The following is a 26,307-nucleotide window of genomic DNA, read 5'->3' as shown; positions in this document are numbered from 1 at the left end:
TGCTGTGGCTGGTGTGATCACGGCGTCCGAGCCGTCCTGGATAGCCCCGTTCACCGGGCTGAGCCCGCGCTACTCCGGCAAGTTGGTGACCGCACTGCGCAGCGAGGGCGCTGACGAGGTGCGGCGCGGACGGCGGTGGGGACTGCCGCTGGAGGACCGGGTGCTGCTGGTCGCGGCGTACTGGCGCACGGACTTGACGCTGCGCCAGCTGTGCGGGTGCCGATGCATCATCCAGGCTGGTCAAGCGGCATGTCTGTACTCGTGGAGGGTTCCGGCGAGTCGATCTCGTCGTCGGACGTCCAGGTGGGTGATGTGGGCTGGCGGGTTGATCGGTTCGGGGAAAGGGCGTAGCGGTGCGGCTTGCCCGAGGGCTCGGAGTGGCCGGTGCTGGTCGTAGTGGGTCTCGAACTCGCGGAGCGCGTGCAGGAGGTGGCGCTGGTTCCAGATCAGAGTGCGGTCCAGGAGCTCTCTGCGGCAGGTCTGTATCCAGCGCTCCATCAGGGAGTTCATCCGTGGCATCCGGATGCCGGTGGTGACGGCCTTCAGGCCGGCGCCGGCCATGAGGGCGTCGAAGGCGGCGGTGAACTTGGCGTCGCGGTCGCGGATCAGGAACCTGGCCGTGCTGCCGGCGTCTTCGAGGTCCATGAGGAGGTTGCGTCCGAGTTGCACGATCCACTCTGCAGTGGGGCGTGCGGTGGCGCCGAGGATCCGGATCCTGCAGGTCGCGTGCTCGATGACGGCGAAGGCGTACAGGCGGGCTCCGGTCAGGGCACGGGTCTCGAAGAGGTCGCAGGCGAGCGGGGCGTCGGCCTGGCTGCGCCGGAAGTCGGCCCAGGTCGCGCTCTGCCGCTCGGGCGCTGGTGGGATGCCGTGCTTGCGGAGGATCTCCCAGACGGTGGAGGCGGCGACTTCGATGCCGAGGGCTGCGAGTTCGCCGTGGATTCGCCGGTAGCCCCACGAGCTGTTCTCGCGGGCCATGCGTAGGACCAGGGCGCGGATCGAGCGGACGGTAGGCGGGCGCACGCGACGCTTCGGCACGCAGGCGGTGGCGTGGCGCCGTTCGACCAGGTCGCGATGCCACCGCAGGACTGTGTCCGCGCGGACCAGCAGCAGGAGGCGCCGCAGCCTGTCGGTAGGGAGGTGGTGGAGCAGGCCGGCGAGGACCGCGCGGTCCGTGTCGGTGAACACCGGTTTTGCGGCCTGGCGCTGCAGGACCAGGAGTTGGTGCCGCAGCGCCAGGATTTCGAGGTCTTTGTCCCGGCCGCTCATCGGCAGCAGGCGCAGGAGCGCGAAGGCGTTGGTCACAGCGAGATAGGCCAGGCGCAGCAGTACGACAGGTCATCATGCCGCCGATGCCCCCGGCAGGTGAAGGTCCGGGGCGAGCCGCGACCACAGCCGAGATACTCGATCAAGGTCGTGACCTGGGCGGATGCTTTATCGGCACCCGCACACTCTGCCCCGAAATTGGGGGTCGCTTGCCGTTACATCAGTCGGCCTCATTGGGCCGGGCCAAGTACTTCGTCGGCGCTGCGCGGCTCTGTGCGTGGCTGTTGGTTGAGCTTGTGGCGCGCGATGGAGGATCGCCGGTAGACCTCCTTGCGGGCACGCATGATGTTGCCCAGGGGCGCGTGCTCGGCGGTGACCCGCCAGGGCGTGAAGGACAGGGCGTCCATCTTCTCCAGATTCTCCGGCTCGGAGATGTCCTGCTGCGGCAGGCGCAGCTTGGCCACGGTGACGGAAGGCGAGAGCTGTTCGGGCCACTCCACGGTGGTGTCCTCCACCGGCATGCGCTCGAGGTCGGTGCAGAGTTGGACCTGGATGTCGAAGGCGTAGGGTCGCTCGTGCAGCTCGGCTTGCAGGGCCGGTCGGAAGACCTCCGCCCCCGAGGTCGGGTCGATCGTGCGCCGGACCACCGCGGCGGCGAAGGACGGGTCGGGGGTGATGCGCACCTTGGCGATGTAGTCCCCGTGCCGGACCGCGCCCATGGTCCAGTAGCTCGAAAGCAGCAGGTTCACCGCAGGGGTCTTGGAGAGACGCAGGAAGGCCAGGAACTCGTCCCATGCCCAGTTGTCCTGGTCCAGCGTTCCCTTTCCGGTCACGAACTCGGTGAAGAAGCGATGTGCTCCGGGACGGCCCTGGGAGAAGTAGGCCGGCGCGTTCAGGAACAGTTCCTGGATGAACAGGTAGTGCTCGACTGTGTTGCAGAAGAAGATCGGTCCATTGATGTTGGCGTAGTCGAAGGTGCCCGTGTCCGGTTCGTCTTCCAGCAAGGTCGGGCCCGGGATGTCGAATATTTTCAGCGCCAGTCCGGTGGCGGTGCCCAGTCGTGCGTCGGCTCCAGTGTGAGGCGAGCCGTTGGAAAAGCGAATGAGCGCATCGTGCGTTCCCGGGGTCGCGTAGATACCTTGGGCGTACTCCGGGGGCAGCCCGTCCAGGATCTCCACTTCCCCACGGAGCAGCCCGTAACCCTTGGCATGAGCGTCCCGAAGGGCCCGCCCGGTGCCGCCGGCCTTAACCGACTCGGCGATGTAGCTCTCGGTCTTCTCGATCACCATCTGCACGTTGCGGTCGAAGTCCGGGTCGTCGTCTTCGACGTCAGGCGTGTAGCGGACGAACTGTGCTGCCATGACTTCGACCTCTCCTCTCGGAGACCGTGATCGCACCTCAGGGGCTTGGAATTACCCTCAGCCCTCCAGTTCGGCGAGCCAGCGCAAAGCGCGCAGCCCCGGCACAAAGCAGTACTCGCCGCCCCGGGTGACCACGAAGCTGGGCAGGTTCTGCAGACGGCGCCGGACCGGCTTCTCCGGGATGGTGACGCTGCCGGTTCCGCCGTGATGCCCGGCTACTGGATCCTTCTCGCCGGGGTAGCCGATGAAATTGCCGTCGTTGACCCATTCGGCCTTGATGAACTCAAACTGCCGTTCCAGATGGGCCCCGAGGAAGACTCCGACCAGGCCCCGGTCGGCGCCGTCGTCCTCAAGCACGCCCTCCGGCAGCGGCGGGCCGTAGGTGGTGCCACGGCGGATGAGGCGGTGCATCCGCGCATCGCCAATGATGATGGAATCACGGGGGTTGGTGCGCCGGATGTGCGCACCGGCGGGGCACCGGTACCCCCGGTCGTCGTTCTCCCGGTACAGGAAGTTGTTGACGCGGTGCGCATCGCCCGCCAGCTCCGGATCATCGTGCTCCGGGGTCAGCGTCAACGGCGCTCCGCTCGGCCAGCGCCCGACCATCTTGGCTGCCAGGAGTGCCTCCTCCTCGGCACTGGAGCTGTTCGCGCGCAGGTACCGGCGCCAGGCCGCCACGTTGGTGTGGATCTTGCGGACGGCCGCGTAGGTCCCGTTGCGCCCCAGCACATCGGGGCTGGGCATGGGCGGCAGGCTGCCGGTTTCATCTAGGTAGCCGAGGATGAACTCGCCGGCCTTGATGGGGGCTTCCTGCGGGTTGGAGCCGGGCAGTCCGACGCCCTCAATGTTCGGATGGCTGATGCCGTCACGGAAGCCGAAGGTGGTGCGCCCGGTCGGGTGCTGGTGGACGTCCTGCTGCCAGATCACCTGGACACCGGGTGTCTCCTCGTAGGCGACACGGGCCCGCTTCAGTTCCTTGTCCAGCTGTGCCGTATCTGAGGAGAGGGCACTCAACGCGATGTGGACACCGCCCGTTCCGAACGGTGCCTCCCAGTGGGCCGGTGCACTCTCGCCCACGTCGCCGATCAGCTCCGCCCGCGCGGCCATGCCCTCACGAAACGCCCGCGGAAAGCTGTCCAGCGACGCCTGGGGTACCCCTAGGGCCTTCAGCCCCTCATAGGTGAACGCCACGGCGACCCAGGCATCCTGGCTCCGTTCCACGCTGGGCAAACCACCCGAGGTCACCGGGAGCAGCCGCCGCAGCAGGGCGCGCCCGGCATGACGGTCATCGACACGCAGGAAGACGAACTTTCCCTCGTACGGCACGGGCCTCGGACGCAGCGCCCCGCTCTGGACATCGTCGATCTCGACGCTCACACCGGCCGCGCTGCTGCTGTCCGCGCTGTTCATGATCGCTTGTGCCTCCACATCGGTCTCTGCCTGGGCAACACCGCTGCGGCCGCACCCGCCGATGCGGTCCAACGTTGGGTCGGTTCCGAGGATCGGTTGTGTCCGGGTTCTAGGCCGAGGCTTGCTCCAACAGCTTCTGGAAGGCAGGCGTGGCCACCAACTCCGCGTTGGCCGGGTTCTCCAGGGCCGACCGGAACTCGGGGGTGTCCAGCACCTCCTGGAACGCGTCGTCCACGCGCTGGTCCTTGTAGATCTGCTGAACGGTCAGGTCGGGATAGGCGCTGACGAACACTCCGGCGGGCTCCTGGTGGGCGAGGAACCAGTCCTTCACCCCAGGATCCTTGACGCCGGGGAACCCTTCGCTGTGCGAGAAGACCTTGTCGAAGCGTTCCCCGACCACCGTCTTCGCGAAGTCGTCGATGTAGGTGTCCCAGGAGCCGTCGAAGACGCTGGCGAACATGAACCGGGTGTCGTTGTCGAAGATCACATGCCGTGCGTCGTGCAAGGTGCCGATCTGGCGCACCGCCGCATGAGTCCTCTCGGCAGCCGCCGCGTCAGCCATCGCGGCGAGATCCTCACGCAACGCTTCCGCATGGCCCGGCTTGATCTCGGTGAAGACGGTGAACTCGCTGCAGACCCCATCCGACCTGCCTGGCCGCTCGGGGCGCGCTGACTGGGCTGCACCTGTCGTCGCAGTCATCGTGAAACTCTCCTGCCACGGATCGGTGCGAGGGTCGCCAAGCACCCGAACATGGAGCGCCATCGCCCTCACATGTCAATCCTCTCGGCGGATGCTCTGCCTCGCATTTTCAAACCCTGATCGACGCTTTCACCTGGGACGGATTCCCCTGGGAAACTCCGGTACTGGCGAGTGTTCATCCTGACCACTTCACGATGCCCCCACCAGGGGCGACTACGTTCCGTGCAGCGTTTCCGTCATGGTGCTGAGCAGGAAAAGCAGCCTCGAGTGCCAGCTTGCCGACCGGTTCCGAGACGGCATCAGAGTGGGTGCGGCAGACCAGTCCCGGGGGCTTCGCGTCCCGAGAAGCTCCCGAGGACAGATCCGGATAGGCACAGGAAGATGGAAGCGGTGGGACGTGCTGAGTATGCCGCCGTCGCCATTTCTGGCAACCACTTCCGCACAGCCGTGAAGACAACGGCGCAGCCGATCACAGAACAAGCCGTTGCACCGTACAGAGGGTCGGATCACCCGCTTCCGCCAAGCCCGCTCCACTGGATCGCCATCCGGAGGCAACCATGGGCGCAGTTCTCGGTGACGTGCTGGGTTTCGCGGCGGCCGTCGCGGTCAGTCCCCTCCCGATCATCGCCGTCATCCTCATACTCGCCACGCCCCGAGGACGGCTCAACGGCGTCCTCTTCACCGTCGGCTGGATCCTGGGACTCGCGGCACTGGGCGCGGTGATGCTGGCGATCGCTTCCCCGGCAGGCGCCTCCGCCCACAAGCACCCGGCCACCTGGGTGGGAGCGCTCAAGCTCGCTCTGGGCGTGTTCCTCGTCTCCTTCGGTGCCCGGCAGTGGCGCCGACGCCCAAGGGATCCCTCGCAAGCCCAGCTGCCGAAGTGGATGGGCGCGACCGACCGCCTCACGCCGGTCAAGGTTTTCGCACTCGGACTGGCCTTGGCCGCGCTCAACGCCAAGAACGCACCGCTGACCATCGCCGCGGGCGCCGCGATCGGCTCAGCAGGACTACCGGTCGGGCAGCAGATCGCATCGCTGGCGATCTTCGTCGTGATCGCCACCCTCGGCCTGCTGGCCCCGCTGGCAGTCTTTCTCCTCGGGGGAGAGCGAGCCAAGACCACGCTCGGCAACTGGAAAGAGTGGGCAGCTCAGCACAGCGTCGCTGTGATGGCCATCCTGTTCTTCGTTCTCGGGTTGAAACTGCTCGGAGATGGCATCTCCATCCTCACCTCCTGACGGGATTCGCCAGGTGTGGTGGCGTGATTCGATCACGGGCGCGCGAACCGGCGAAGATCGCGATCTCGGATGAGACCGACACGGCATTAGGCTTCCGCAGTGCCGGTGCGAGCCTCGGGCCAGGTCGTTGAGGCGGCGCGGCTCGCGGGCGTGCCGGCAGCGCGGTCGCACGGCGGGGGCGACGTCATGCAGCCCTTCGTCGCGGTTCGCCTCCGCCTGCGTTCGGCGAGGCCGGACATGGGCCACCAGGGTCCGGCTGCCGTCCCCGGGCGTACTTTCCTCATGGGTCCTGCGACAGGTCACGTTCGCCAGCATGGCACTGCTCCCAACGCGATGCCGTCCTCGCCGGAGCGCGCCGCAGGGGCGGCAGAGATTCCTGGCGATGGGCTGTCAGATAGGCATTCGGTAGCCGTAGAACTCATGGTCCTCGTTGTAGCCGCCCTGCCCCGCGCCGAGGTGGGAGAAGCTCTCGACGAACTCGATGGCCCGGATCCACTTGACCTGCTTGAAACCCAGCTCAAGCTCGTTACGCAGCCGGAGCGGAGCGCCGTGTAGCTCATTGAGCGGTTCACCGTTCATCTCGTAGGCGAGGATGGTCAGGTGGTGCTGCATGTGCTCGATCTTGTGAGCGTCGTAGTAGACCCCGCCCTCGGCACCGGAGGCGAGGGAGTAGAACACCGCAAAACGCGCCTTCGGCGATGGTTGCACCAGCTTGAGGATCTCCCGCATTGGCACGCCGCCCCACTTGGCGACGCCTGACCAGCCCTGGATGCAGTAGTGCTGGGTGGTCTGCTCTTGTTTGGGCATCGCCCTCAGCTGCTCGTAGGACAGGGTGACGGGCTTGTCTACGAGTCCGTCGACGCGCAGCCTGTAGTCGCGGAAGCCGTTGTCCCGCAGGTCTGCGTATTCCTGACTGTCCGGCAGCGTGCCGTTGGGCCAGAAGAACGGCGAGATCGCCTTTTCGGGGTAGGTTGCGCGCGGATCCGTATTCTCCAACAGCGCCTTTGCCCAGCCGATAAGGAACCTGCCGGTCTTCTGCACCACCCGCGGATAGCGCAGCGTGAGCGGTGATGCGGCCCACCAGACGGCCACCACGATGGCCATCCAGATGACGTACAGCCACCATCCGGTCCAGGAGGCGGTGTTCATGCCGATGGTGATGTGGTTGAGGTTCTTGAGCAGCCCGGTGATCCAGACCATGACGGTGTGGATGAAAATGAACCCAACAAAAGTTACGAGCACCATGAAATGGACGATGCGGGCCGTCTGGCGGTTGATCCGGCCCCAGCCCAGCCCGAACCTGGCGGCGATGGCCGGCGCCTGCAGCAGGCCGGTGATGAGCGCCAGTGGCCCGGCGATGAAGACCACAACGAAGTAGGCGATGATCTGCATGCCGTTGTACTGCGTCCAGCCCTTGTTCGCGGGGAAGTCCAGCGACCCGTACTGGATAGCAGTCGAGATGGCATTGGGGATGACGCTCCAGTTCACCGGCACCAGCCGCGCCCACTGCCCGGTGGTGAACAGCAGCACATAGAACGTCACGCCGGTAAGGACCCACAGGAAGTCACAGCTGAAGTGCCACCAGCGGGCGAGGCCGATCGAGTGCCGGATCCCCGGTAGGCCGAGCCAGCGAGGCAGGGTGACCGCGTCGTCCTTGGCCGTCCAGGCACGCTCTGGCGGTTCCTGCGCCATCCGGTCGGGCGGCACAGGGCCGCGCAGCCGCAGTCGCTCCCGGCCGGGCATGGACCCGGCGTCTGTTTGCAGTCGTGGATGGTCGGCCAGGATCTGGATCCCAGCCCGGATGATGAACAGCATGAACAGCAAGTTCAGGAAGTGCAGGATGCGCAGCCACAACGGGAACCCGCTGATGACTGGCGGCTGGAAGTCGCCCGTCCCGGGATGGCTGGCGAGCCAACTCTGCACCGCCGAATAGGTACGCAACTGCTGGCACACCGCGATCCAGACGATCAGCCCCGCGACGCTTATCGGGATCAGCCAGGCGGTGCTGTACCAGCGCTTGCCGATGCGCACTTCCGGGATCCGCGCCCTGATCGGGGGGATCCGCCGCGACCACTCCGCGACGACGACGCGGTCCTCGGCAGAGCTGAGCTCGTTCTCGAGGGGATCGGGGGCGCCGAGAGGGTCGGAGCCCGATGCCGCGCCAGTGGCTGCGCGCGCCTCCTCCGCCCTGCCCCTTCTGTCTGGTTGACCCTCAGGCCGACTCATGAGGACCTCGTCACTCCAAATAGCTGCGTGCAGATGTGTGCTCAGGCAGTGCCACCGCGAGCGGCATCAGGGTGATGTGGGCGGCGAGGATGAAGGCCATCAGTTAGTTCCCGCCAGGGCAGTTCCTGGGCCGGGGTCTGCGCCAGCAGGCTCTCCACATGCGCCGTCGTCAGCCGCCGGTGGCGAAGCCGGGGAAGAGTGTCATGCCGCCGTCCACGTACAGGGTGCTGCCCACCACGTAGTCCATGAAGTCCGAGGCCAGGACCGCGACGGCATTGGCAATGTCCTCCGGGTCACCCACCCGCCGGTAAGGGATCAGCCGCAGCAGGGCTTCCTCGGCTTCAGGAGTGTCCCAGGCGCTGCGGTTGATGGGAGTGCGGATCGCGCCGGGCGCCACCGCGTTGACCCTGATCCGGTGGGGTGCGAGCTCCTGGGCCAGGGTCTGCATCATCATCAGCACGCCGCCCTTGGAAGCCGCGTAGTTCACATGCCCGGCCCAGGGGATGATCTGGTGGACCGAGCTCATGCAGATGATCTTCCCTGCCGCGCAGGACACCTCGGGGACGACGCCACGGCGCATGAACTCCTTGGCCGCCTCGCGGGCGCACAGGAACTGCCCGGTCAGGTTGACGTCCAGGACCTTGTGCCACTGGGCCAGAGTCATGTCGGTGACCGACGCGTCCCGCTGCAACCCAGCGTTGGCCACCATGATGTCGATGGTGCCGAACTCTTCGACCACGCGCGCGATCATCGCGACGACTTGGTCCTCCTGGGAGACGTCTGCTTCGTGGGCGTAAGCGCGCACCCCGAAGCTCTGGATCTCCCGGACGACGTCCTCGGCGGCCTCCTTGCCCGCGACGTAGTTGACCACGACATCGGCGCCGACCCGGCCCAGACCGATGGCGGTGGCCTTGCCGATGCCGGAGTTCGCGCCGGTCACCAGCGCCTTCTGCCCCTTCAGCAGCGGCAAGGCAGCAAGCGGCCGGGTTTCGCTGGCGGTGGTTGCCACGGGTGGGTCTCCGTCTCTGTCCGTCGCCCGGGCCCGCCCCGGGGTGCAAGCTGCTCCCGGGAGCACCGCGTGCGCGGTGGTCCCGGCTCATGAACCCCACCTTGGCGGTGCAATGCGGATCGTGTCCAAATGATAACTCTGGGTGCTCGCCTCGGTGCCATTCTGGGCGCGCAATTAGTCAAAAAGAGTCGCATATTGGAGATATGGATCGGTACCCTCCCATTGCCGACCATGGACTGGTCGGGGACCTGCAGACAGCCGCTCTGATCTCGGATCATGGCGTCGTCGACTGGTTCGCGGCCCCGCGATTCGACTCGCCAAGCGTCTTCGCCGCGTTGCTCGACCACGACCGCGGTGGCTGGTTCCGGCTGGCGCCCGAAGACAGCGGTCAGGGCACTTGGCGCCAGCTCTACTACCCGGGTAGTGCGCTGCTGGTGACCCGATTCATGTCACCCGACGGAGTCGGGGAGGTGATCGACGGGATGGTCCCCGACCCCTCGTGCCGGGCCACCGACCGGCACACCCTCGTGCGGGTCGCCCGGGCAGTGCGCGGCACCGTGCGCTTCACCCTCGACTGCCGGCCGCGCTTCGACTACGCCCGCGCCGAGCACACCCTCGACCTGGATCCCGGCGGAGCAGCCTTCCACAGCCCCCACCTCACCGCCCACCTGCGCAGCACCTTCCCGCTACAGCGCGACGGCCAGGACGTCCGCGGCGAAGTGACGCTGCGCGAGGGGCAGGTCGCCGGAACACTGTTCACCGTCTGCCGCGCCGGCGGCCCCGCTCCGCCGCAGCCGACCGAGGACGAGCTCGCCCGCGAACTATGGGGGATGGTCGGCTTCTGGCACCGCTGGCTGATTACCTCCCGCTACCGCGGCCGGTGGCCGGGCATGGTGCACCGCTCCGCCATCACCCTGAAACTGCTCACCTACGCCCCCACCGGCGCCCCCGTCGCGGCGGCGACCATGGGCCTGCCCGAGCAGGTCGGTGGCGAGCGCAACTGGGACTACCGCTACACCTGGATCCGAGACGGTGCGTTGTCAGTGCGGGCCCTGGTCGACCTCGGCTTCGTCGAGGAGGCGGTCGCGTTCGTTCGCTGGCTCGGCCAGCGGCTGCACGAGCAGGGCGGCCCCGGCAGTGAGCCCCTGCAGATCATGTACCGGGTCGACGGCGACCCCCGGCTGACCGAGGAGATCCTCGACCACTTCGAGGGCTACCGCGGCTCCTCCCCGGTGCGAGCCGGCAACGCCGCCGCCGCCCAAGTGCAGTTGGACATCTACGGGGAGGCCCTCTACGCCCTGGCAGAGAGCCGCCAGTTGGGCATGCACGTGGGCTACGACGAATGGACGGCGCTCGCCCGCACCCTCGACTGGCTCGCCGACTCCTGGGACCGCCCGGACGAAGGCATCTGGGAGACCCGTGGCGGACGCCAAGACTTCACCTACAGCCGGGTGATGTGCTGGGCCGCCTTTGACAGCGGACTGCGCTTGGCCGACGAATGGCGTCGCCCGGCCGACGTCCAACGCTGGACCGCGGCCCGCGACGCCATCCTCGCCCAGGTCATGGAGCGCGGCTGGAGCAAGACCGAGCAGGCCCTGGTGCAGCACTACGACGGCGACGTACTCGACGCCTCCCTGCTGCTGGTCCCCCGGGTGGGCTTCCTGCCATCGCTGGGCCCGGGCTGGCTGTCCACCCTGGACGCCATCGACCGCAAGCTGGTCTCCGACAGCCTCGTCTACCGCTACGACCCGGCCGCCTCACCCGATGGCCTGCGCGGCTCGGAAGGCACCTTCAGCCTGTGCACCTTCCTGTATGTCGACGCACTCGCCCGGACCGGTCGGCTCGACCAGGCGCGTTACACCTTCGAGAAGATGCACACCTACGCCAACCACGTCGGCCTGTTCGCGGAGGAGATCGGCCCGGACGGTGCCCAGTTGGGCAACTTTCCTCAAGCCTTCACCCACCTCTCGCTCATCATGGCCGCCTCCACCCTCGACGACGCCCTCGACCGCCGCCGGCAGGACGGCGGCGGGCCGGAACGCGAGGAACCAGCCCCATGGCTCACCGGACGGAATCCGGCGGACCACTCGCTCTGAGCGCCACGGACTTCCGCCTCCTGCACGGCCGCCTGCACGCCGCACGCGCCGGCGGACCAGAGCGCGGTGCCCTGGCCACGATCACCCCACAGCAGGTGCTCACCGCCGCGGCGGAAGTCCGCTCCGGACGCGCCGTCTCCTTGGCCGCGCCGGTGCAGACGACTCCGGCACCCGATGCTCCAGACCCGGCTCGGCACCAGCTCACCGCCCCGGTCGACAGCGAGCCGCCCGGTGACGCGCTCCACTTCGCCCGGGACCGCTTCGCGATGAACGTCCACAATGACGTCGACAGTCATCTCGACGCCCTCTGCCATGTCATCTGGGACGGAACACTCTACGGAAACCTCCCCGCCGACTCCTTCACCTCCACCGGGGCCGGCGCCCTCTCCCTCGACCTCACCCACGACGGCATCGTCGGACGCGGCGTACTGCTCGACATCCCCAGGCTGAACGGCGTGCCGTGGCTGGAGCCCGGCACCCAGGTCACCACCGAGGAACTCGCCGCCGCCGAAGCGGCCCAGGGCGTCCGGGTCGGCCGCGGCGACCTGCTCTTCGTGCGCGTGGGGCACCGGCGACGTCGCATCGACCTGGGCGCCTGGGACGTGACCCGGGCACGCGCCGGGCTGCACCCCACCACCCTGGAGTTCGCCGCCGCACGGCAGATCGCCGCGCTCGGCTGTGACAGCAACAGCGACCCGGCACCCAGCGCCGTCGACGGAGTCGCTTTTCCCGTGCACGTGCTCGCCGTCCATGCCCTGGGACTGCACCTCCTCGACTACCTGCAGTTCGAAGAGCTGGCGCCGCAGTGCGCGCAGCAGGGCCGCTGGTCCTTCCTGTGCGTCGTCGCGCCGCTGCGGCTCCCGGCTGCCACCGGCTGCCCCGTCAATCCGATCGCCATTCTCTGAGCGAAGAAGGTGGAACACCATGCACGACGAGCCGACCGGCCCGCACTCCGACACAGGACAGCACTACGACGTCATCGTCATCGGCACCGGCGCGGGCGGTGGCACACTCGCTCACCGCCTCGCCGGCACCGGCAAGCGCATCCTCCTTCTCGAACGCGGCGGCTACCTGCCGCGCGAGCGCGACAACTGGGATTCCTCCGCCGTCTTCGTCAGGGCCAAGTACCGCGCCCCCGAACTGTGGTACGACCAGAACGGCAGGACCTTCCCGCCGGAGGTCAACTACTACGTCGGCGGCAACACCAAGTTCTACGGGGCCGCGCTGTTCCGGCTGCGCCCCGAGGACTTCGGCAAACTTCGCCACCACGACGGCATCTCCCCCGCCTGGCCCCTGAGCTACCAGGACTTCGAGCCGTACTACACCCAGGCCGAACACCTCTACCTCGTCCACGGGCGCCACGGAGAGGACCCGACCGAAGGACCTACCAGCGCCCAGTACGCTCACCCCCCAGTCCAGCACGAGCCGAGGATCCAGCAACTCAGCGACGACCTGGAGAAGCAGGGACTGCGCCCCTTCCACCTCCCCATCGGCGTCAACCTCACCCAGGATGAGCAGGGGCGCCCCACCCATCGCAGTGCCTGCATCCGCTGCGACCGGGTGGACGGATTCCCCTGCCTGCTGGGCGCCAAGTCCGACTCCCAGGTCATCTGCGTCGACCCCGCCCTGGAATACCCCAACGTCACCCTGGTGACCGGTGCCAACGTGCGCCGCCTGGAGACCGACGCCGGCGGACGCAACGTCACCAACGTCGTCGCCGAACTCCCCGACGGCTCCTCCGCCAGCTTCCACGGCGACATCGTGGCCGTCGCCTGCGGCGCGGTGAACTCCGCCGCCCTGCTGCTGCGCTCCGCCAACGACCGTCACCCGCGCGGCCTGGCCAACAGCGCCGACATCGTCGGCCGCCACTACATGCGCCACAACAACCTGGCGTTGATGGCCGTCTCCCACGAGCCCAACAACACCCGCTTCCAGAAGACCCTCGCCGTCAATGACTGGTACCTCGGCGCGGATGACTTCGACTATCCGCTCGGCGGTATCCAGATGCTCGGCAAGTCCGACGCCGACCAGATCCGCGGCGAAGCACCCCGCTGGGCCGGCCTCGCCTCCCCGGACATGCCTTTCGAAGTCCTTGCCCAGCACGCGGTTGACTTCTGGCTGTGCGGAGAGGACCTGCCCGCCCCGGAGAACCGCGTCACCCTTGACAGCGCCGGCAACATCCACCTGGCTCTGGACGAGACCAACAACATCACCGCAGTCACCCACCTGCGCCGCAAGCTGCAAAGCATCCTCGGCCACCTGGGCATGCACACGCATTATCTGCTGCCGCACACCCTCTACCTGCACAAGGACATGCCCATCGGCGCCACCGCCCACCAGGCCGGCACCATACGCTTCGGCAACGATCCGCGCACCTCAGCGCTCGACACCACCTGCAAGGCCCACGACCTGGACAACCTCTACGTCGTGGACACCAGCTTCTTCCCGAGCATCGGCGCGGTGAATCCCTCCTTGACCGCCATCGCCAACGCCCTGCGCGTCGGCGACCACATCGCCGAGCGCCTCGGTGCCTCCTCCCCCGCCTGACCGCCACGTCTCGGCAACGGGTGAATCGAAGGCTACGGACAGCGGATCAAAAGCGGGCCACTCTCGGTGCACCGGAGTGGGGGGCTCTCTGCCCAGACGGTGGCCCGGCAGCTGGGGATTTCCAGGAGTACCGTGCTGCGGGCGCTGGCCTCGGAGTGGCCGCCGGCCTACCGGCGGGCGCCGAAGGACTCGGTGGTGGACGCGGTCAAGCCGGCGATCCGCGAGTTGCTGAAGCAGAATGCGACGATGCCCGTGACGGTGATCGCGGAGCGGATCGGCTATGAACGCGGGGGTCACGGCTCCAGTAGCCCCAGGCCTGCGCTTTCGTGGAGCTCCGCTTGTCGGCGTATGTCATCGAGTCTGCCGTCGCCGCTGTTCGGTTCTTCGCGGCGCTGTGGCTGTTCGCCGGAATCGTCGTCGACGGCGTCTGCTGCCGTCTCGGACGGAGCGGAAGCCGCCCCGGTTTGGATACGGCTGCTGCTCTCCTGCTTCGATGCCGAGGACCGACAACGTGCGTTGCGGTGGCTCGAGCACGGGCAGTGGGGGGGCGGTGATGCGCCTCAAAGCCGGAGAACCGTACGTCTCACCGCCCGCGCCGCGTGCTGCTGAAGCAGGCCGCCGAGAAGGGCCAGAGCCCCGAACCGATGCAGGACTACCTGAACGCCTTCCGGTACGGCTGCCCGCCGCACGGCGGCCTGGGCGCGGCCGGCGTTCGTGTGATGGGCACCCTCGCGAGAGGCGGTGCCACGGCACGAGGCTCAAGCCCGTGCCGTGGTGGGGCGCAACCGGGGTCCGGCTACGGGGTGAGCCGGTTCGGTCCGCGGAACAGGAAGGTGGCCTCGCGGATCGACTCCAGACCGAGCAGCACCATCAGCACCCGGCCGAGGCCCATGTCCGGTCCGCTCTTGCCCTGGTCAATCCTACGGTGGTCGGCCCGTCACTCGTGACCACAGGCAGGAGCGCGAGAGGGTGAGCAAGAAGCAGCATGGGCGTTCGTGCGCGGCGCACCCAGCCCCGTCAACCGCGGGATCCCGACGCTCTGATCACCCGCCGCACGCCGCCGCAACAGCCCTACCCTTCAGGCACCGTCACCATCGGCGTCCGAGAAGGCGCCGAGGTCCTGCTCGACGAACTCTCCACGCCCGGAGGCTGCTCCTGGACCGGCCCTGGTCCTGAGGGCGCAGCTCGCGCCCTCCTGGCTGGCATCCTCACCGCTGCCGAACGCCAGCGCCCTGCGCCGCCACACGTCACGGCAATCGTCCCCAAAGACGTGGCCGACACGCTGCTTCCCAGCCTCCCCGCCCAGTTCACCGCCCTGACCCAGAGTCCCGATCTCACCCACGCCATCCAAGCCACCGAGCAGCACCTCATCGCCCACGCCCGCACCCAGGACGAACAGAACACCGCCTCGCCAGCAACCGGGCCGGCGCACACGGACGCTGACCCGGAGGCCGGACCGGGCACCCTGCTCCTGCTCGCCGTACCGGACGCCGCCCATACCGGACAACTGCAGGCGCTGGCCACCCGCAGCCGCCCCGGAACCCTGATCGTCCTCACCCTGAGCACTACGCCCCCTGGCGCCACACGCTGGCACATCGCCGCTGACGGCACCACAACTGGCAGCACGCCAGGCCAAGACCCCAGCCCGCTCAGGCTGTTCCACCTCACCCCCGAGCAGGACGCGACATGACCGACGTCCTGCTCACCGCCCACGGCCGGCGCCCCCGCCTGCGCATCCACGACATGCCGCCCCGGTCCCACCCGGGGCGGCACCGGCCCAGCCCCGGCCGCACCCATTGAAGGAGACACGGTTCCCATGACGTCGCCCCACTCGGTTTCCCTGGACGCCGACACCTACCAGAAGATCACGCTCCTGGCCCGAGCCTGGTCCCTCACCCCCGCCCAGGCCATTCGCCGGCACATCGAACACTTCAACACCCCCACCCAGGGCACGGACGCCGACCATGTAGCCGTCTACGCCATCTACGCCCGAGTCCGCATCAACGGCAGCTCGACCTGACGACCGGAAGCCTCACCATCACCGAGGGCCCCGGCCAAGGCCGCTACACGTCCCCCAGCGGCGCCTCCGCCGCAGTCCTGCGCACTGTGGCGCCCGAACGTCACCCCGATCCGCGGCGGCTGGGACTTCTGGAGGATCGCCGAAACCAGCGAACGCCTCCTCACCCTCCGCCCCCACCTGCACCGCACCAGCGCCCACACCGAGCCTGCCTCCCCCACCGCCCCGCCGAAGGACACCGCCCCTGCCGCCCCGGCCCGCGAACCGTAAACCGGCCCCAGCCGCCCCGGGCAGCACCGGGGCGGCACCCAGCACCACCTCACACCCCTGGCAACGAAGGAGACACGTGCCATGACATCGCTGGCCGAACGCGCCCACGCCGCCGCCGACTTCATCCGCCACCACAACGTCGTCAGCCTGCACGGCCCCTACCGGGGCGAGGAACACGCCCGCACCGCCGTACGGCTCGCCGCCACCCTCGGCCTCGACCTGGACCAGATCACCACCAACCCGGACTGGCGGCGCCGTCGCAACGGCCCTGGCGAGCCTGTCCTGGCCACCGCCACCTGCCCCGACACCGGCGAAACGTACACCTTCCTCGCACGAACCCCGATCTACCACGACGACCCGTTCGAACTCCTCGGCCCCTGCCCCGAGTGCCGCGGAACCGTGCCACTCGCCGAGATCAGGCACCTCGCCGACCTCGGCACCCACCTCGCCCACCCGCCACTCAAACCCGAAGAGCTCATGAATGCCGACAGGCTGCCGGACACCTTCACCCACGACGAAGGCCACAGCTGCTTCGCCCAGCACATCAACCAGCTCACCCTCGCGCCGGCGAGCTACCAGAGCACCACCGTGACCGGCCGCAATTGACCCGTGGCGGGGCCGACAACCAGGCCCCCCTACACAACCGCTACACCCGCACAGCAGGCCGCAGCCACAGCGCCGGCCCGCCCCTCATCAAAAAGGATGTCTCCCCGATGCCAGCCCCCGAAGCCTCCCAGTACCACCAGCTCGTGGACCAACTCCTCCATCACGCGCACTCAACCCTCGCAGCAGCCCCCGACGAAGAAGCCCCGCCGCTGTCAGCGGTGCTCGCCATCGCTGCCGACCGCATGCTGGCCGAGGAGCGCGCGACTCTCGCCCCCACTGCCCTGGCCTGGATCGTTACCGAGGCCGCCGTCCAACTGCTGGCCTGCGATCACACCACCGTCCCACCGCGGGGCCAGGACATGACCAACTCCCTCCAGTCCCTCGACCAGTTGTCCCGTACGGCCCGCGTCGACCTGCTCGCGGCAGCCGCGCGACACACCACCCCCACAGCGCAAATGCCACCCACACGCAGCGCGCCCGCCCCGGCCGCAAGCCCGGCCACGCGGCGCCGTACGGCCGGACGCTGCCCCTGCCCGTGCAACAGCCGCAGCTTCTGCGGTGGGTTGCGGACACGCGGGCTGCGGAGGACGCCGATGAACCGGGGCCGCCGGCACCGCGACGTGGAGGCGTCGATGGAGTATGCCGACGACCATGACGGTGTCGAGGCGGCGAACAGCGAACCGTACGACGCGGTCGCCGACCCGCGAACGGGCACCGTCCGACTGTGCGCCCGACTCTGCGATACGTGCATCTTCCGCCCAGGCAACCTCATGGACCTGCAACCGGGCAGAGTCGCGGACATGGTCAGCCAGGCGCGGCAAGCCGAAGGCCATGTGGTGTGCCACGCAACACTGGAAACCGACTCCCCAGCGATCTACCGAGGCTTCGCCGACGGCCCGGACCAGGGCCGCAGCCTCGCCCTACGCGTGGCCCGCGCACTCGGCACGCTACGCGAGATTCCCCCACCATGACCTACCCCAGGAGGTGCCGCCGAGACCCGTCCCACTCGCGTGAGCGTGACGACCTACCGGCTGGCTGAGGCAGACGTCCACACAGCGCGCCAGGGACCAAGAGTGCACTGGCGCGCTTGCGCTCCCCCTCAGCCCGTGCTTTCGCCCGTGGCCGCGTCCAACGACTCCGTCATCGGTTCGCAGCCGTCTCCGTCCGCGTCGGGTGTGCACCGAGTGTCGGTGACGACCACCGACCACACCGCGCGCCACGGACCTGTATGGCCCATGGTCCGCTCGGTGGTGAGCGGACCGGCCTCGATCCGCAGCCCGGTCGTGTCGGCACCCTTCCTCCGCTTCTCGCGGACGATCTCCTCGGCCCGCCGTGCCGAGATCAGCTTGGCGGGGAGGGGCACACGCGTGGGGCCGAGGTCGACCTGCATCCCGTACACGCGTCCGGCGGGGTTGATCCGTACGTCGAGGCTGCGGGGCATCTCCACGCCCCGGTCCTTGAACCGCCAGGAGGTCACCCAGCCGGAGCCGGCGCTGTCGTGGACCGCTCGGGTAGCGTGCCAGGACGCCGACTCGGCCCAGGCGTAGTGGGCGCGCATGTAGGTGCGGGCGATGCGGTAGGCGTCGGCGGTGCCGTGGGGCGTGCCGGCGCCCGGTACCGTGTAACCGACCTTCTCCATGCTTCCCATACCCGCGGTGTTCCCGAAGTCCACGTTCAGCCGGCGTCCTCCGGGCCACATCAGCTCCGCGGGGAACCCGCCCGCAAACTGGATGTTCATCCAGCCGTTGTAGCCGTCGAGGCCGGGGCTGATCCTGACGGCGCCGACCCGGTAGCGGTCGCCGAAGGCCTGGTGTACGGCCCGCTCGGCGGCCACGCGCTCGTCACCGCGGGCTTCCCGCACGCTGGAGCCATCCATGTGGTTCAGGGTGACGGCGGTCCGGCAGACGACCACCCCGAGCACGGCGAGGACGGCGGTCACGGCCACGGTGGGCGCGGCCCAGGCCCGCCAGGCGACGCGCCCACGCAGCAGCACGAGCCCCGCGGCCACGCCCAGCGCACCGCCGCCGGCGTTCATCTCCACGTCGGCGCTGTCGCAGATGCCGCTCACGAACGGGGCCAGTGCCTGGGTGAGTTCGATGAAGACCGGCAGTGCCAGGACGCCGGCCAGCGCGGGCAGCGGTCGGCGCAGGGCGAGCACGCCGAAGAGGCCGAGCGGCACGAACATCGCCAGGTTCCACAGGCCCTGCGTGGTGTACAGCGGCTCGGTGAGGTCGTGGTTGGCCACGCACTCGGCACGTCCGCTCGTGCCGCCGCGCAGCGCCAGCGTGACCCCGAGGACTCCGGTGAGACAGAACACCAGCGGCGCCCACCAGCCCGCGTGGGCGATACGGCGCCGGCGCGCCATGTCCCACGCGAGGAGCCCCAGGACGGCGGCCACGGCTGTGAGCCCGGCCAGGAACCATATGTCGTCCCCGAAGACGGCGTCGAACACGTCTTGCCCATCCCTCCGATGTCATGTCCGACGGCCTGGTCAGAGCCTCGAACCAGGTCCGTGTGCAGGGTGCGCGCCAGCTCGTACGCCGTGTGCGCAAAGGTGCCGCGTGCCGAGCGCCCGGCCCAGTACGCCGCATACACGGCGATGGGCTGCCGACACCACGGCCACGAATGCGCTCAGCTACTCCGCCACCGAACCCCGCCCTTCTGTGCCGCCATCAGCTTGGCGTGGAAGACTCACACAGCAGCCTGGCTGGTTCCCAGAACCCGTGGAACCGAGCCGAGTCCGCCGTGCGCCGTCGGCAACGCGCCAGCCTGCTGGGTTGCCAGCCGATAGGTACGCGGCAGGTCGCTCACCTGCTCTGCGGCTGCCATGCCGGCGCGTGCTCGGCCATCTGTTTTCGGCTGGCCGTGAACGTGGACATCGCCCCGCTGGTCGTTCGGCAAGGTACTGCTGCTTGACCGCGGCCAGCCGCCTTCTCTGAGGGTAACCGCGTGGCGCGAGGCGAGTGGAGGCCACTTTGCGCAGCTCAGCGCCGGTGCGTTCGACAGTATCGAGTGCAACACGTTTGGCGCTACTGCTAAAGCTCAGCTGACCTCTAGCCCGTCACAGACGTTCAGGAGTCAGACCAGACGCCCTCATCGTCGAGCGCTCGGTTCGAGGCTTCCAAGAATGCACGGAAGGCGGTTTGAAATCCGGATTCGATCGACGCGTAGTCCGAAGCCCCGAGCGATTGCCGGGAGATGCCTGCCATCCGTAAGCGCATCTCCATCCAGATGTGGACGCGGTCACCGACAGCCTCGGCCGCCGCGGTGACATAATCGGGGCCTTCAATCGATATGACCGAGAACGCGCGCAGTAGCTGGCCATGTGCGGTGGCGGCCTCAACCTGAATGAGTGCGAGCGCCCCTCGTGTGTCACCCGTCTCCGCGATCTCATGCGTTCGCTTGACGTTGTCCATGAAGGTGTAGAAACACTCGGCGAACGCTGCGTACGCGCCTCTTCGGGCGTCGCGGCGGACTCGCACGTGGTTGGCAAGTCCTTGTTGTTCGAACTGCATTCGCTGTTGCTGCAGTTGAGCCAACGCGCCGCGTGCGCTCAAACGCACCGTAATGAGGGCTGCCGCGGCGGCCCCCGCCGCTCCGATGATCGCGCCGATCAGTGCGGCGACCCCCTGATCCATGAGGGCAGTGTGACCCACAAGGCACGCCTCCGCCAGCGACTCAGCGCGTCTCTTCTGGATCGCGGTGCCTCGCATACCCAAACGTAACGGCCTGGCTCACCCGCGTTGGTTCAGAGCTCTGGTCAGGTCCCGGTTGGCTGCCCGTGCGGCAAGGAGGTCGGAGCGCGTTTCTTCCAACGCGGCGGTCAGCTCGACGTTCTGCTGTTCCAGCCTGGTGATCTTGCGCTGAAGTTCGTCGATATCGGCTGGATCCCCGAGCCCTGACTCCTGCCATGCCTGAGCTCCCAGCGCCTGCGAAAGCCGTGGCCACCTATGGCTACACCGCCTACGGCAACGACGACGATTCCGAGTACACGGGAATCGACAAGCCGGTGGCGACCGACCCGACGCGGGAGCCGTACAACGCCTGCCGGTTCTACGGCAAGCGCTGGGACGTGGACTCTCAGACGTACGACATGGGATTCCGCGACTACCGGCCCGACATCAACCGCTTACTCCAGCCCCCGTTCCCCGTAGGGCAGATCACGCGGCCGGGTCACCGCCGCCCCCTTCACGCGGGTGGCGAAGACCGCACAGGACGGGCAGGCCCGCGCTGCCTCGTCCGCCGTGATCAGGTGCACCCGACGCGTCCCGTCGGCCGGTGACTCCACCCGCACGACGGACACACCGTCGAGACCGAGCAGCAACGTCGTATCGCTGACCAAGCCCGTGGCTCCCCAATGATCCTTCTGCGTAGAGAACAGAAATGATCACGCAGGACCACGGGCGTCCTGCGTCCAGGGGCCAGTCCCGCCATGCACATCACACGCAGTGACGAACAGTCAGCGCGCCTAACGAGATGCACCGCTCAAGTTCGAAGACCCGGTATGACGCTGCTCATAGACTTGACTGTCCTGTCCGGCCAGGATGTGTGAGATTTCTCCCGCCACAGCACAGCGACGAACGAGGCCGCAGGATGCCGTACGAAGCCGAACCCCCGAGATCTGACGGGCAGTTGGATCCCCCGCCGCCGCACGGTCCGGATTCTGCTGAGGCGTACGGATGGCAGGAGCCCTCGCCGGTCCCAGCGCCGCGTGAGTCCGAGTCTTGGTTCCAGCCCCAGCCCCAGCCCCAGTCTTCGTACCCGTACCCGTACGCCTATCCGTACCCGCCCGCGTTCCAGTCTCCGGAGCCTTCCGGAACCAGCGGACTCGCGGTCACCGCCTTCGTCCTGGCCGTGACTCTCGTCCTCAGCCCGGTGGGCCTGGTTCTCGGCATCGTGGCCCTCGTCCGTCTCGCCCGCCGGGCCCGGGAGGGCCGGCCGCTGCGGGGCAAGGGCCTCGCGGTGGCCGCGGTCTCCGTCTCGGGGGCGGTGGCTCTCGTCGCCGTCCTGATCCTGACCGGCGTGATCCGGGTGTGGACCTTCTCCAGCGGTGTACAGCGCGATAACGACGGGTCCGTCGGGCAGAAGACCAGCGCCACCGTCATCGACCTACGCAAGGGTGACTGCTTCACCCCGCAGAGCGGACTGCCCGACGGCACCAAACGGAATCCGGGTGTCCTCAAGGTGGACATCGTCCCCTGTGACCAGCCGCACCAGGGTGAGGCCTACGGCGTCGCCACGGTCCACGGCCCGGACCGTTACCCCGGCAACGCTGCCGTCACCCGGCTGTCCCGCGAGGCCTGCGTGGACCCCCTCTTCTCCTACGTCGCCGACCTGTACGCCATGCCGCGGGTCCGTATGTACTTCTACCAGCCGGACCAGGCCGGCTGGACGGCAGGCAGACGAGGCGTCCTGTGCTGGATCGGCGCCCCCTCCGGTACACTGCGCGAGTCGGTCCGCCAGTCCGCCACTGACCTGAACCCCGACCAGCGCGCCTTCGTCGAGGCCCTCCACCCGCTCAACGCCGCGAGCCTGTACATGCCGGTCGAAGAGCCCACCGACGGCAACCTCACGGAGTACACGGCGTGGGCCCGGCTCAATGTCGGGGCCGTCCAGGACACCGTGAGCAACCTGAGGCGGACCGACCTGCCCGCCGCTGACCGCTCCGCCGTGGACGCCGTGGTGCGGCAGCTTCAGGTCACCGGCCTCTCGTGGGACAAGGCCGCCCGCGCCAAGGACGTGGCCACCCTGCGTGCCGCCCTCACCGAGGTCCAGGACCGGTCCGCGGTCGGCCAGGTCGCCCAGGCTCGTAAGCTGCTCGGCCTGCCGGCGTAGAGCAGGGCCCCAGGACCGGAGAACGTGCTCGGCCAGGGGAAGATCGGACAGACCCTGCTGACCGCGTGGATCACCAAGGAGTCCCTGCGCAACCTCCACGCCCCCGGCAGTCGCGCCGGGCCCTTGGCATATCCACTGCCCGACGGCAGCCCCGCGACCTCCGACACAGGGATCACCCCCAGATCAGCCAACGCGAGCCGAAACACGGAGGCTGGCTAGCCACCGTGTTTCGATTTCGGCACACCGATGCGGGCTCAGGAGATGTTCACGCTCGTGGCTCGTCGTCGCGATCTTCGTTGCGGGACTGTCGGGGGCGGGCGAAATCCTGAGCGATGAGCAGTAGGGCCCTCCTCAGCTACGTGTCGGTGGTCCGGCAGGCCGGGGCGCGGGCAGTGTCGGCGCCTCGGGGTAGGTCGCGCAAACAGCCTCGGGGCGCTGCGTCCGCACGGAGGACGCCTGGTCGGCTGTGAGGCGCTGTGCGTAGATGTCCAGGGCGGCGAGAGTCGTGCCGGTCGCGCCGTAGAGCATCCGCGAGCGGGGCAGCGTCAGCTCACTGGTGACGCTGCCGACGCGCTCGCCGTCGAGATACAGCGTGACGGTCGAACCGTCGCTGGTGAGAGCGAAGTCGGCCCATTGCTCTGACCCGAGGCCACGACCAAAGCTCTGGGTCACACCGTTCCAGCGCACGGTGACGTCGGTCGGGCTCAGGGTGACCCGGTTCGTGGAGTCGACCTGGCCGAGCAGAGTCACCGTTCCGCTCACCTTGGCGGTGCCGGTGACCGACCAGGGTCCGGTCAGGTTGGAGGCCCCGAGCCAGTAGCCGCCGGAGTCGATGACCTTCACCTGGCCCTTGTCCGGGTCGGTGGCTGAGCGCGTCGAGACGAACAGCGGGGTCATCCCGCTGAGGTCGCAGCGGTCGATGATTCCGCGTCGGTTGTTCGACGTGTGCGCGTCATAGGTGCCACGGGGGAACTCCGGATCCATGACGTATTGGTGGATCGGTCGAGCGTTCGTGGTGGTGTTGGGCTGCTGAACGCCCGTGTATCCCGGTGCGGTACCGATGGTCTGCATGGTGGCCTCGTATGCCGCGTACTCCGTCTGGGTGCGCGGGCGGGTGTTCCACTGCCGGTCTGCGACCCGACCTCTCGGCATGATCGACAGCGACTCGAGCCACTGGCCTTCAGCCCAGCCCAAGTCGTCACCCCAGACGTGCATGCCCCACCCGAGGATCTTCGGGTCAGTGGGTGTGGTCCACGTCTGGGCGATGCGCTGCTGGTTGGGGCGGCCTGAACGGGCCGGCACCAGGTAGAGAAAGCTGCTGTCAGCGACGATCTTGTCGTAGGGCTTCAGGTGGGCGGCGGTTCCACTGCCGGTCCAGTCCATGACGATGACGTTGGTGTCGAGCGGGATGTTGTGCGCTGACCCCTCGGAGCCGTTGTAGACCACTGAGGTGCGGCCCTTGGCTCGCACCTGGTCATTCACCTCATTGATGAACTCCATCTCGACATCGGCCGTCGTGGCGTACTTGCCGTTCGAGTTGGCCACGTAGTCCCGCAGGGCGGGGCAGCGGTTCATGTTCGGGGGCGTCTCGTCACCACCGAGGTGGACCCATGGCGAGGAGAACCAGGGGAGGAACTCGTCGAGCATCTCCTGGGAGACCTTGAGGGCCTTCGGGTTCATGAGGTTGAACGTGAAGTCGTCGGTCAGGTGGCTGTAGCTGTAGCCCTGGCAGGTGTTCTGCGGAGTCGCGCCCGTGTCGCGCTCACCGAACCCCGGTTCGACCTCACGCGGGCCGTCTGCCATGCCGATGTGGAAGTAGGCCGACTTGGGTGAGACGTGGGCCGGCAGCTCGAAACCTGGAACGAGGGTCACGTTGTTCTCCCGGGCGATCCGGTCGAGACTCTCGATGTCAGCCCGGTTGTAGCTGAAGCCTGGCTCGGCCAGCCCGGGGTACTTGGGGCTGTTGAGTCGGAAACCCTCGGCGTCATCGAAGTGAAGCACCAGGTAGTTCTGCTTGAGGTACCCCATCTGCCGGATGACGTCGGCCACGGCGCGAGGCTTCCAGTACTCACGGGACACGTCGATCGTGTTCATGCGCACGGTGGTGTCGGCGCGGTCAGTGAGGACACCAGTGGGCAGGGTGCGCTGGTCGGCGCTCCCGACCAGCAGCTGGATCAGGCTGCGCGACCCGTAATAGATGCCGCTGGCCGTGGGCGCGGTGAGCCGCACCGTCCGACCGATCTCCAGCCGGTACCCCTCGGGGCCGACCTCGGGTGCGAGAGCCGCATCGAGGGCCACCTGGATGCCATTGTCGTTCGCACTGTTCGCTTGGGTGAGGGGCAAGCGGACACCCGTGCGGGCCTCGATGTCCCGGGCGGCATACCGTGCGACCTCACGCAGCGGCCGGGTCGACACAATGGGGTCGGATTCTGTCGTCATGCCCGGGACAACGGTCCAGCGGCCGGCAGTGGCCGGATCGATCACGACCCTGGTCGTGTTCGCCAGGGTGAGCTCTCCCCCGGCGGGCTCCCAGTTCTGCGGAACCGGCAGCAGGGTCGTGCGTGGGTCGGCGACATCGCTTTGGGCCCCCGCGGGCGTTGTCCGAACAGCAGGGTTCGCGCCTGCCTCACTCGCCATTGCGGGCGACACCAGCACCGAGCATGCCGTCAGGGCTGCGAGCCAGCCAGCGAGTCCCGATACGCGCAACTTCACCGCCCCCTGGTGACGAGGGACGCCACGGCGCCCAAATCTTGACATGATGCCTCCATCAAGTGGTCTAGACCGGTTGAGAGTTGATGGGAGTGTGGCCCGTGCGAGCGCCACGGTCAAGAGGGGGAAGCGTGCAGGACTGACAAGCGGGGGCCAATGTGCAGGACTGACAAGAGGGGCCCAGCGTGCAGGGCTGACACTGCGGGTGCCGATACATCATCCAGGCTGGTCAAGCGGGATGTCTGTACTCGTGGAGGGTTCCGGCGAGTCGGTCTCGTCGTCGGACGTCCAGGTGGGTGATGTGGGCTGGCGGGTTGATCGGTTCGGGGAAAGGGCGTAGCGGTGCGGCTTGTCCGAGGGCTCGGTGTGGCCGGTGCTGGTCGTAGTGGGTCTCGAACTCGCGGAGCGCGTGCAGGAGGTGGCGCTGGTTCCAGATCAGAGTGCGGTCCAGGAGCTCTCTGCGGCAGGTCTGTATCCAGCGCTCCATCAGGGAGTTCATCCGTGGCATCCGGATGCCGGTGGTGACGGCCTTCAGGCCGGCGCCGGCCATGAGGGCGTCGAAGGCGGCGGTGAACTTGGCGTCGCGGTCGCGGATCAGGAACCTGGCCGTGCTGCCGGCGTCTTCGAGGTCCATGAGGAGGTTGCGTCCGAGTTGCACGATCCACTCTGCGGTGGGGTGTGCGGTGGCGCCGAGGATCCGGATCCTGCAGGTCGCGTGCTCGATGACGGCGAAGGCGTACAGGCGGGCTCCGGTCAGGATACGGGGCTCGAAAACGGCGCCGACGTCGGTACGGTCCTGCTGATCCTCGCCAAGGGACCCACCCCGCTGGAGCGGCACAAGGGAGTGACCAGCGAACTGCCTCCGCTGACATCCCTGCCCAGGGTGCGGAGCCGGCCTGCCGACGCGTGATGGTCGAACTTCCCCAGGGCACCCCGCACTTGTGTGCTGGGTTGCGCAGGCGATCGGTTCCAGGAAACGAAGGCAGCGTGCCCCGGGCGCTGAGCCGCGGCCTGCCGATC

The 26,307-nt window shown here is 68.1% G+C and carries 19 protein-coding genes and 3 pseudogenes; 12 read left to right on the top strand and 10 right to left on the bottom strand.

The window, feature by feature from the left end; translation table 11 throughout:
• Positions 1–4: 4 nt before the first annotated feature.
• Positions 5–211 (top strand): annotated as a pseudogene (locus BIV24_RS32330) (IS5/IS1182 family transposase); the annotation flags it as partial.
• A 29-nt stretch (positions 212–240) separates the two neighbouring features.
• Here the strand turns inward: BIV24_RS32330 and BIV24_RS22815 are convergent.
• The 4 genes from BIV24_RS22815 to BIV24_RS22800 form a co-directional block, all read right to left on the bottom strand.
• A complete protein-coding gene (locus BIV24_RS22815; protein WP_245766902.1) occupies positions 241–1,305 on the bottom strand; it encodes an integrase core domain-containing protein in 1,065 nt (354 codons plus the stop codon).
• 191 nt (positions 1,306–1,496) lie between these two features.
• Complete coding sequence (locus BIV24_RS22810; protein ID WP_071368258.1) at positions 1,497–2,627, bottom strand: catalase family protein; 1,131 nt, start codon at positions 2,625–2,627, stop codon at positions 1,497–1,499.
• Positions 2,628–2,684: 57 nt separating this feature from the next.
• Positions 2,685–4,037: a Dyp-type peroxidase gene (locus BIV24_RS22805; RefSeq protein ID WP_071368257.1), complete on the bottom strand. Its 1,353-nt coding sequence runs from the start codon at positions 4,035–4,037 to the stop codon at positions 2,685–2,687.
• Between the two features lie 109 nt (positions 4,038–4,146).
• Positions 4,147–4,737: a hypothetical protein gene (locus BIV24_RS22800; RefSeq protein WP_245766901.1), complete on the bottom strand. Its 591-nt coding sequence runs from the start codon at positions 4,735–4,737 to the stop codon at positions 4,147–4,149.
• 557 nt (positions 4,738–5,294) lie between these two features.
• On the opposite strand from BIV24_RS22800, the gene BIV24_RS22795 reads away from it, so the two are divergent.
• Positions 5,295–5,972: a GAP family protein gene (locus tag BIV24_RS22795; protein ID WP_071368255.1), complete on the top strand. Its 678-nt coding sequence runs from the start codon at positions 5,295–5,297 to the stop codon at positions 5,970–5,972.
• Between the two features lie 390 nt (positions 5,973–6,362).
• On the opposite strand, the gene BIV24_RS22790 is transcribed toward BIV24_RS22795, so the two are convergent.
• Positions 6,363–8,003 (bottom strand): molybdopterin-dependent oxidoreductase, encoded by a 1,641-nt coding sequence (locus tag BIV24_RS22790; protein WP_245766900.1) that lies wholly within the window; start codon positions 8,001–8,003, stop codon positions 6,363–6,365.
• A 364-nt stretch (positions 8,004–8,367) separates the two neighbouring features.
• Positions 8,368–9,207, bottom strand: a complete 840-nt coding sequence (locus BIV24_RS22785) for an SDR family oxidoreductase (RefSeq protein WP_071368254.1) — start codon at positions 9,205–9,207, stop codon at positions 8,368–8,370.
• 203 nt (positions 9,208–9,410) lie between these two features.
• Here BIV24_RS22785 and BIV24_RS22780 point away from each other — a divergent pair, with 203 nt between their 5' ends.
• The 8 genes and pseudogenes from BIV24_RS22780 (at position 9,411) to BIV24_RS32325 (ending at position 17,714) form a co-directional block, all read left to right on the top strand.
• Positions 9,411–11,303 (top strand): glycoside hydrolase family 15 protein, encoded by a 1,893-nt coding sequence (locus BIV24_RS22780; protein ID WP_079168449.1) that lies wholly within the window; start codon positions 9,411–9,413, stop codon positions 11,301–11,303.
• Entirely contained in the window at positions 11,264–12,208 is a 945-nt protein-coding gene (locus BIV24_RS22775) for a cyclase family protein (protein ID WP_107459634.1), read from the top strand. The genes BIV24_RS22780 and BIV24_RS22775 overlap by 40 nt, the downstream gene beginning before the upstream one ends.
• Before the next feature lie 19 nt (positions 12,209–12,227).
• Positions 12,228–13,850, top strand: a complete 1,623-nt coding sequence (locus BIV24_RS22770; protein ID WP_071368253.1) for a GMC oxidoreductase — start codon at positions 12,228–12,230, stop codon at positions 13,848–13,850.
• 590 nt (positions 13,851–14,440) lie between these two features.
• Positions 14,441–14,569 (top strand): annotated as a pseudogene (locus BIV24_RS36125) (amino acid--tRNA ligase-related protein); the annotation flags it as partial.
• 266 nt (positions 14,570–14,835) lie between these two features.
• Entirely contained in the window at positions 14,836–15,540 is a 705-nt protein-coding gene (locus BIV24_RS22765; RefSeq protein ID WP_071368252.1) for a hypothetical protein, read from the top strand.
• A 126-nt stretch (positions 15,541–15,666) separates the two neighbouring features.
• Complete coding sequence (locus tag BIV24_RS22760) at positions 15,667–15,870, top strand: hypothetical protein (RefSeq protein WP_071368251.1); 204 nt, start codon at positions 15,667–15,669, stop codon at positions 15,868–15,870.
• 348 nt (positions 15,871–16,218) lie between these two features.
• Complete coding sequence (locus BIV24_RS22755) at positions 16,219–16,743, top strand: hypothetical protein (RefSeq protein WP_071368250.1); 525 nt, start codon at positions 16,219–16,221, stop codon at positions 16,741–16,743.
• Between the two features lie 107 nt (positions 16,744–16,850).
• A complete protein-coding gene (locus BIV24_RS32325; RefSeq protein WP_079168448.1) occupies positions 16,851–17,714 on the top strand; it encodes a hypothetical protein in 864 nt (287 codons plus the stop codon).
• 128 nt (positions 17,715–17,842) lie between these two features.
• Here the strand turns inward: BIV24_RS32325 and BIV24_RS22745 are convergent, their stop codons facing one another.
• Positions 17,843–19,195 carry a VanZ family protein gene (locus BIV24_RS22745; RefSeq protein WP_245766899.1) on the bottom strand — a complete coding sequence of 451 codons (1,353 nt, stop codon included), beginning with the start codon at positions 19,193–19,195 and terminating at the stop codon, positions 17,843–17,845.
• A gap of 619 nt (positions 19,196–19,814) precedes the next feature.
• Entirely contained in the window at positions 19,815–20,381 is a 567-nt protein-coding gene (locus BIV24_RS22740) for a hypothetical protein (RefSeq protein ID WP_143064649.1), read from the bottom strand.
• 272 nt (positions 20,382–20,653) lie between these two features.
• On the opposite strand from BIV24_RS22740, the gene BIV24_RS22735 reads away from it, so the two are divergent.
• Complete coding sequence (locus BIV24_RS22735) at positions 20,654–21,025, top strand: hypothetical protein (RefSeq protein WP_143064648.1); 372 nt, start codon at positions 20,654–20,656, stop codon at positions 21,023–21,025.
• Positions 21,026–21,597: 572 nt separating this feature from the next.
• Positions 21,598–22,578 carry a DUF4190 domain-containing protein gene (locus BIV24_RS22730; RefSeq protein ID WP_143064647.1) on the top strand — a complete coding sequence of 327 codons (981 nt, stop codon included), beginning with the start codon at positions 21,598–21,600 and terminating at the stop codon, positions 22,576–22,578.
• Positions 22,579–22,929: 351 nt separating this feature from the next.
• Here BIV24_RS22730 and BIV24_RS22720 read toward each other — a convergent pair whose 3' ends face one another.
• Positions 22,930–25,017 carry a family 20 glycosylhydrolase gene (locus BIV24_RS22720; protein ID WP_483883276.1) on the bottom strand — a complete coding sequence of 696 codons (2,088 nt, stop codon included), beginning with the start codon at positions 25,015–25,017 and terminating at the stop codon, positions 22,930–22,932.
• Between the two features lie 499 nt (positions 25,018–25,516).
• Positions 25,517–26,062: pseudogene (locus BIV24_RS22715) on the bottom strand (integrase core domain-containing protein); the annotation flags it as partial.
• Between the last annotated feature and the right edge of the window lie 245 nt (positions 26,063–26,307).

The organism is Streptomyces colonosanans, from assembly GCF_001866645.1.
Taxonomy (GTDB): Bacteria; Actinomycetota; Actinomycetes; order Streptomycetales; family Streptomycetaceae; genus Streptomyces; species Streptomyces colonosanans.
The sequence above is the reverse complement of the archived record's forward strand: the minus strand, read 5'-3'. Positions and strand labels throughout refer to the sequence as shown.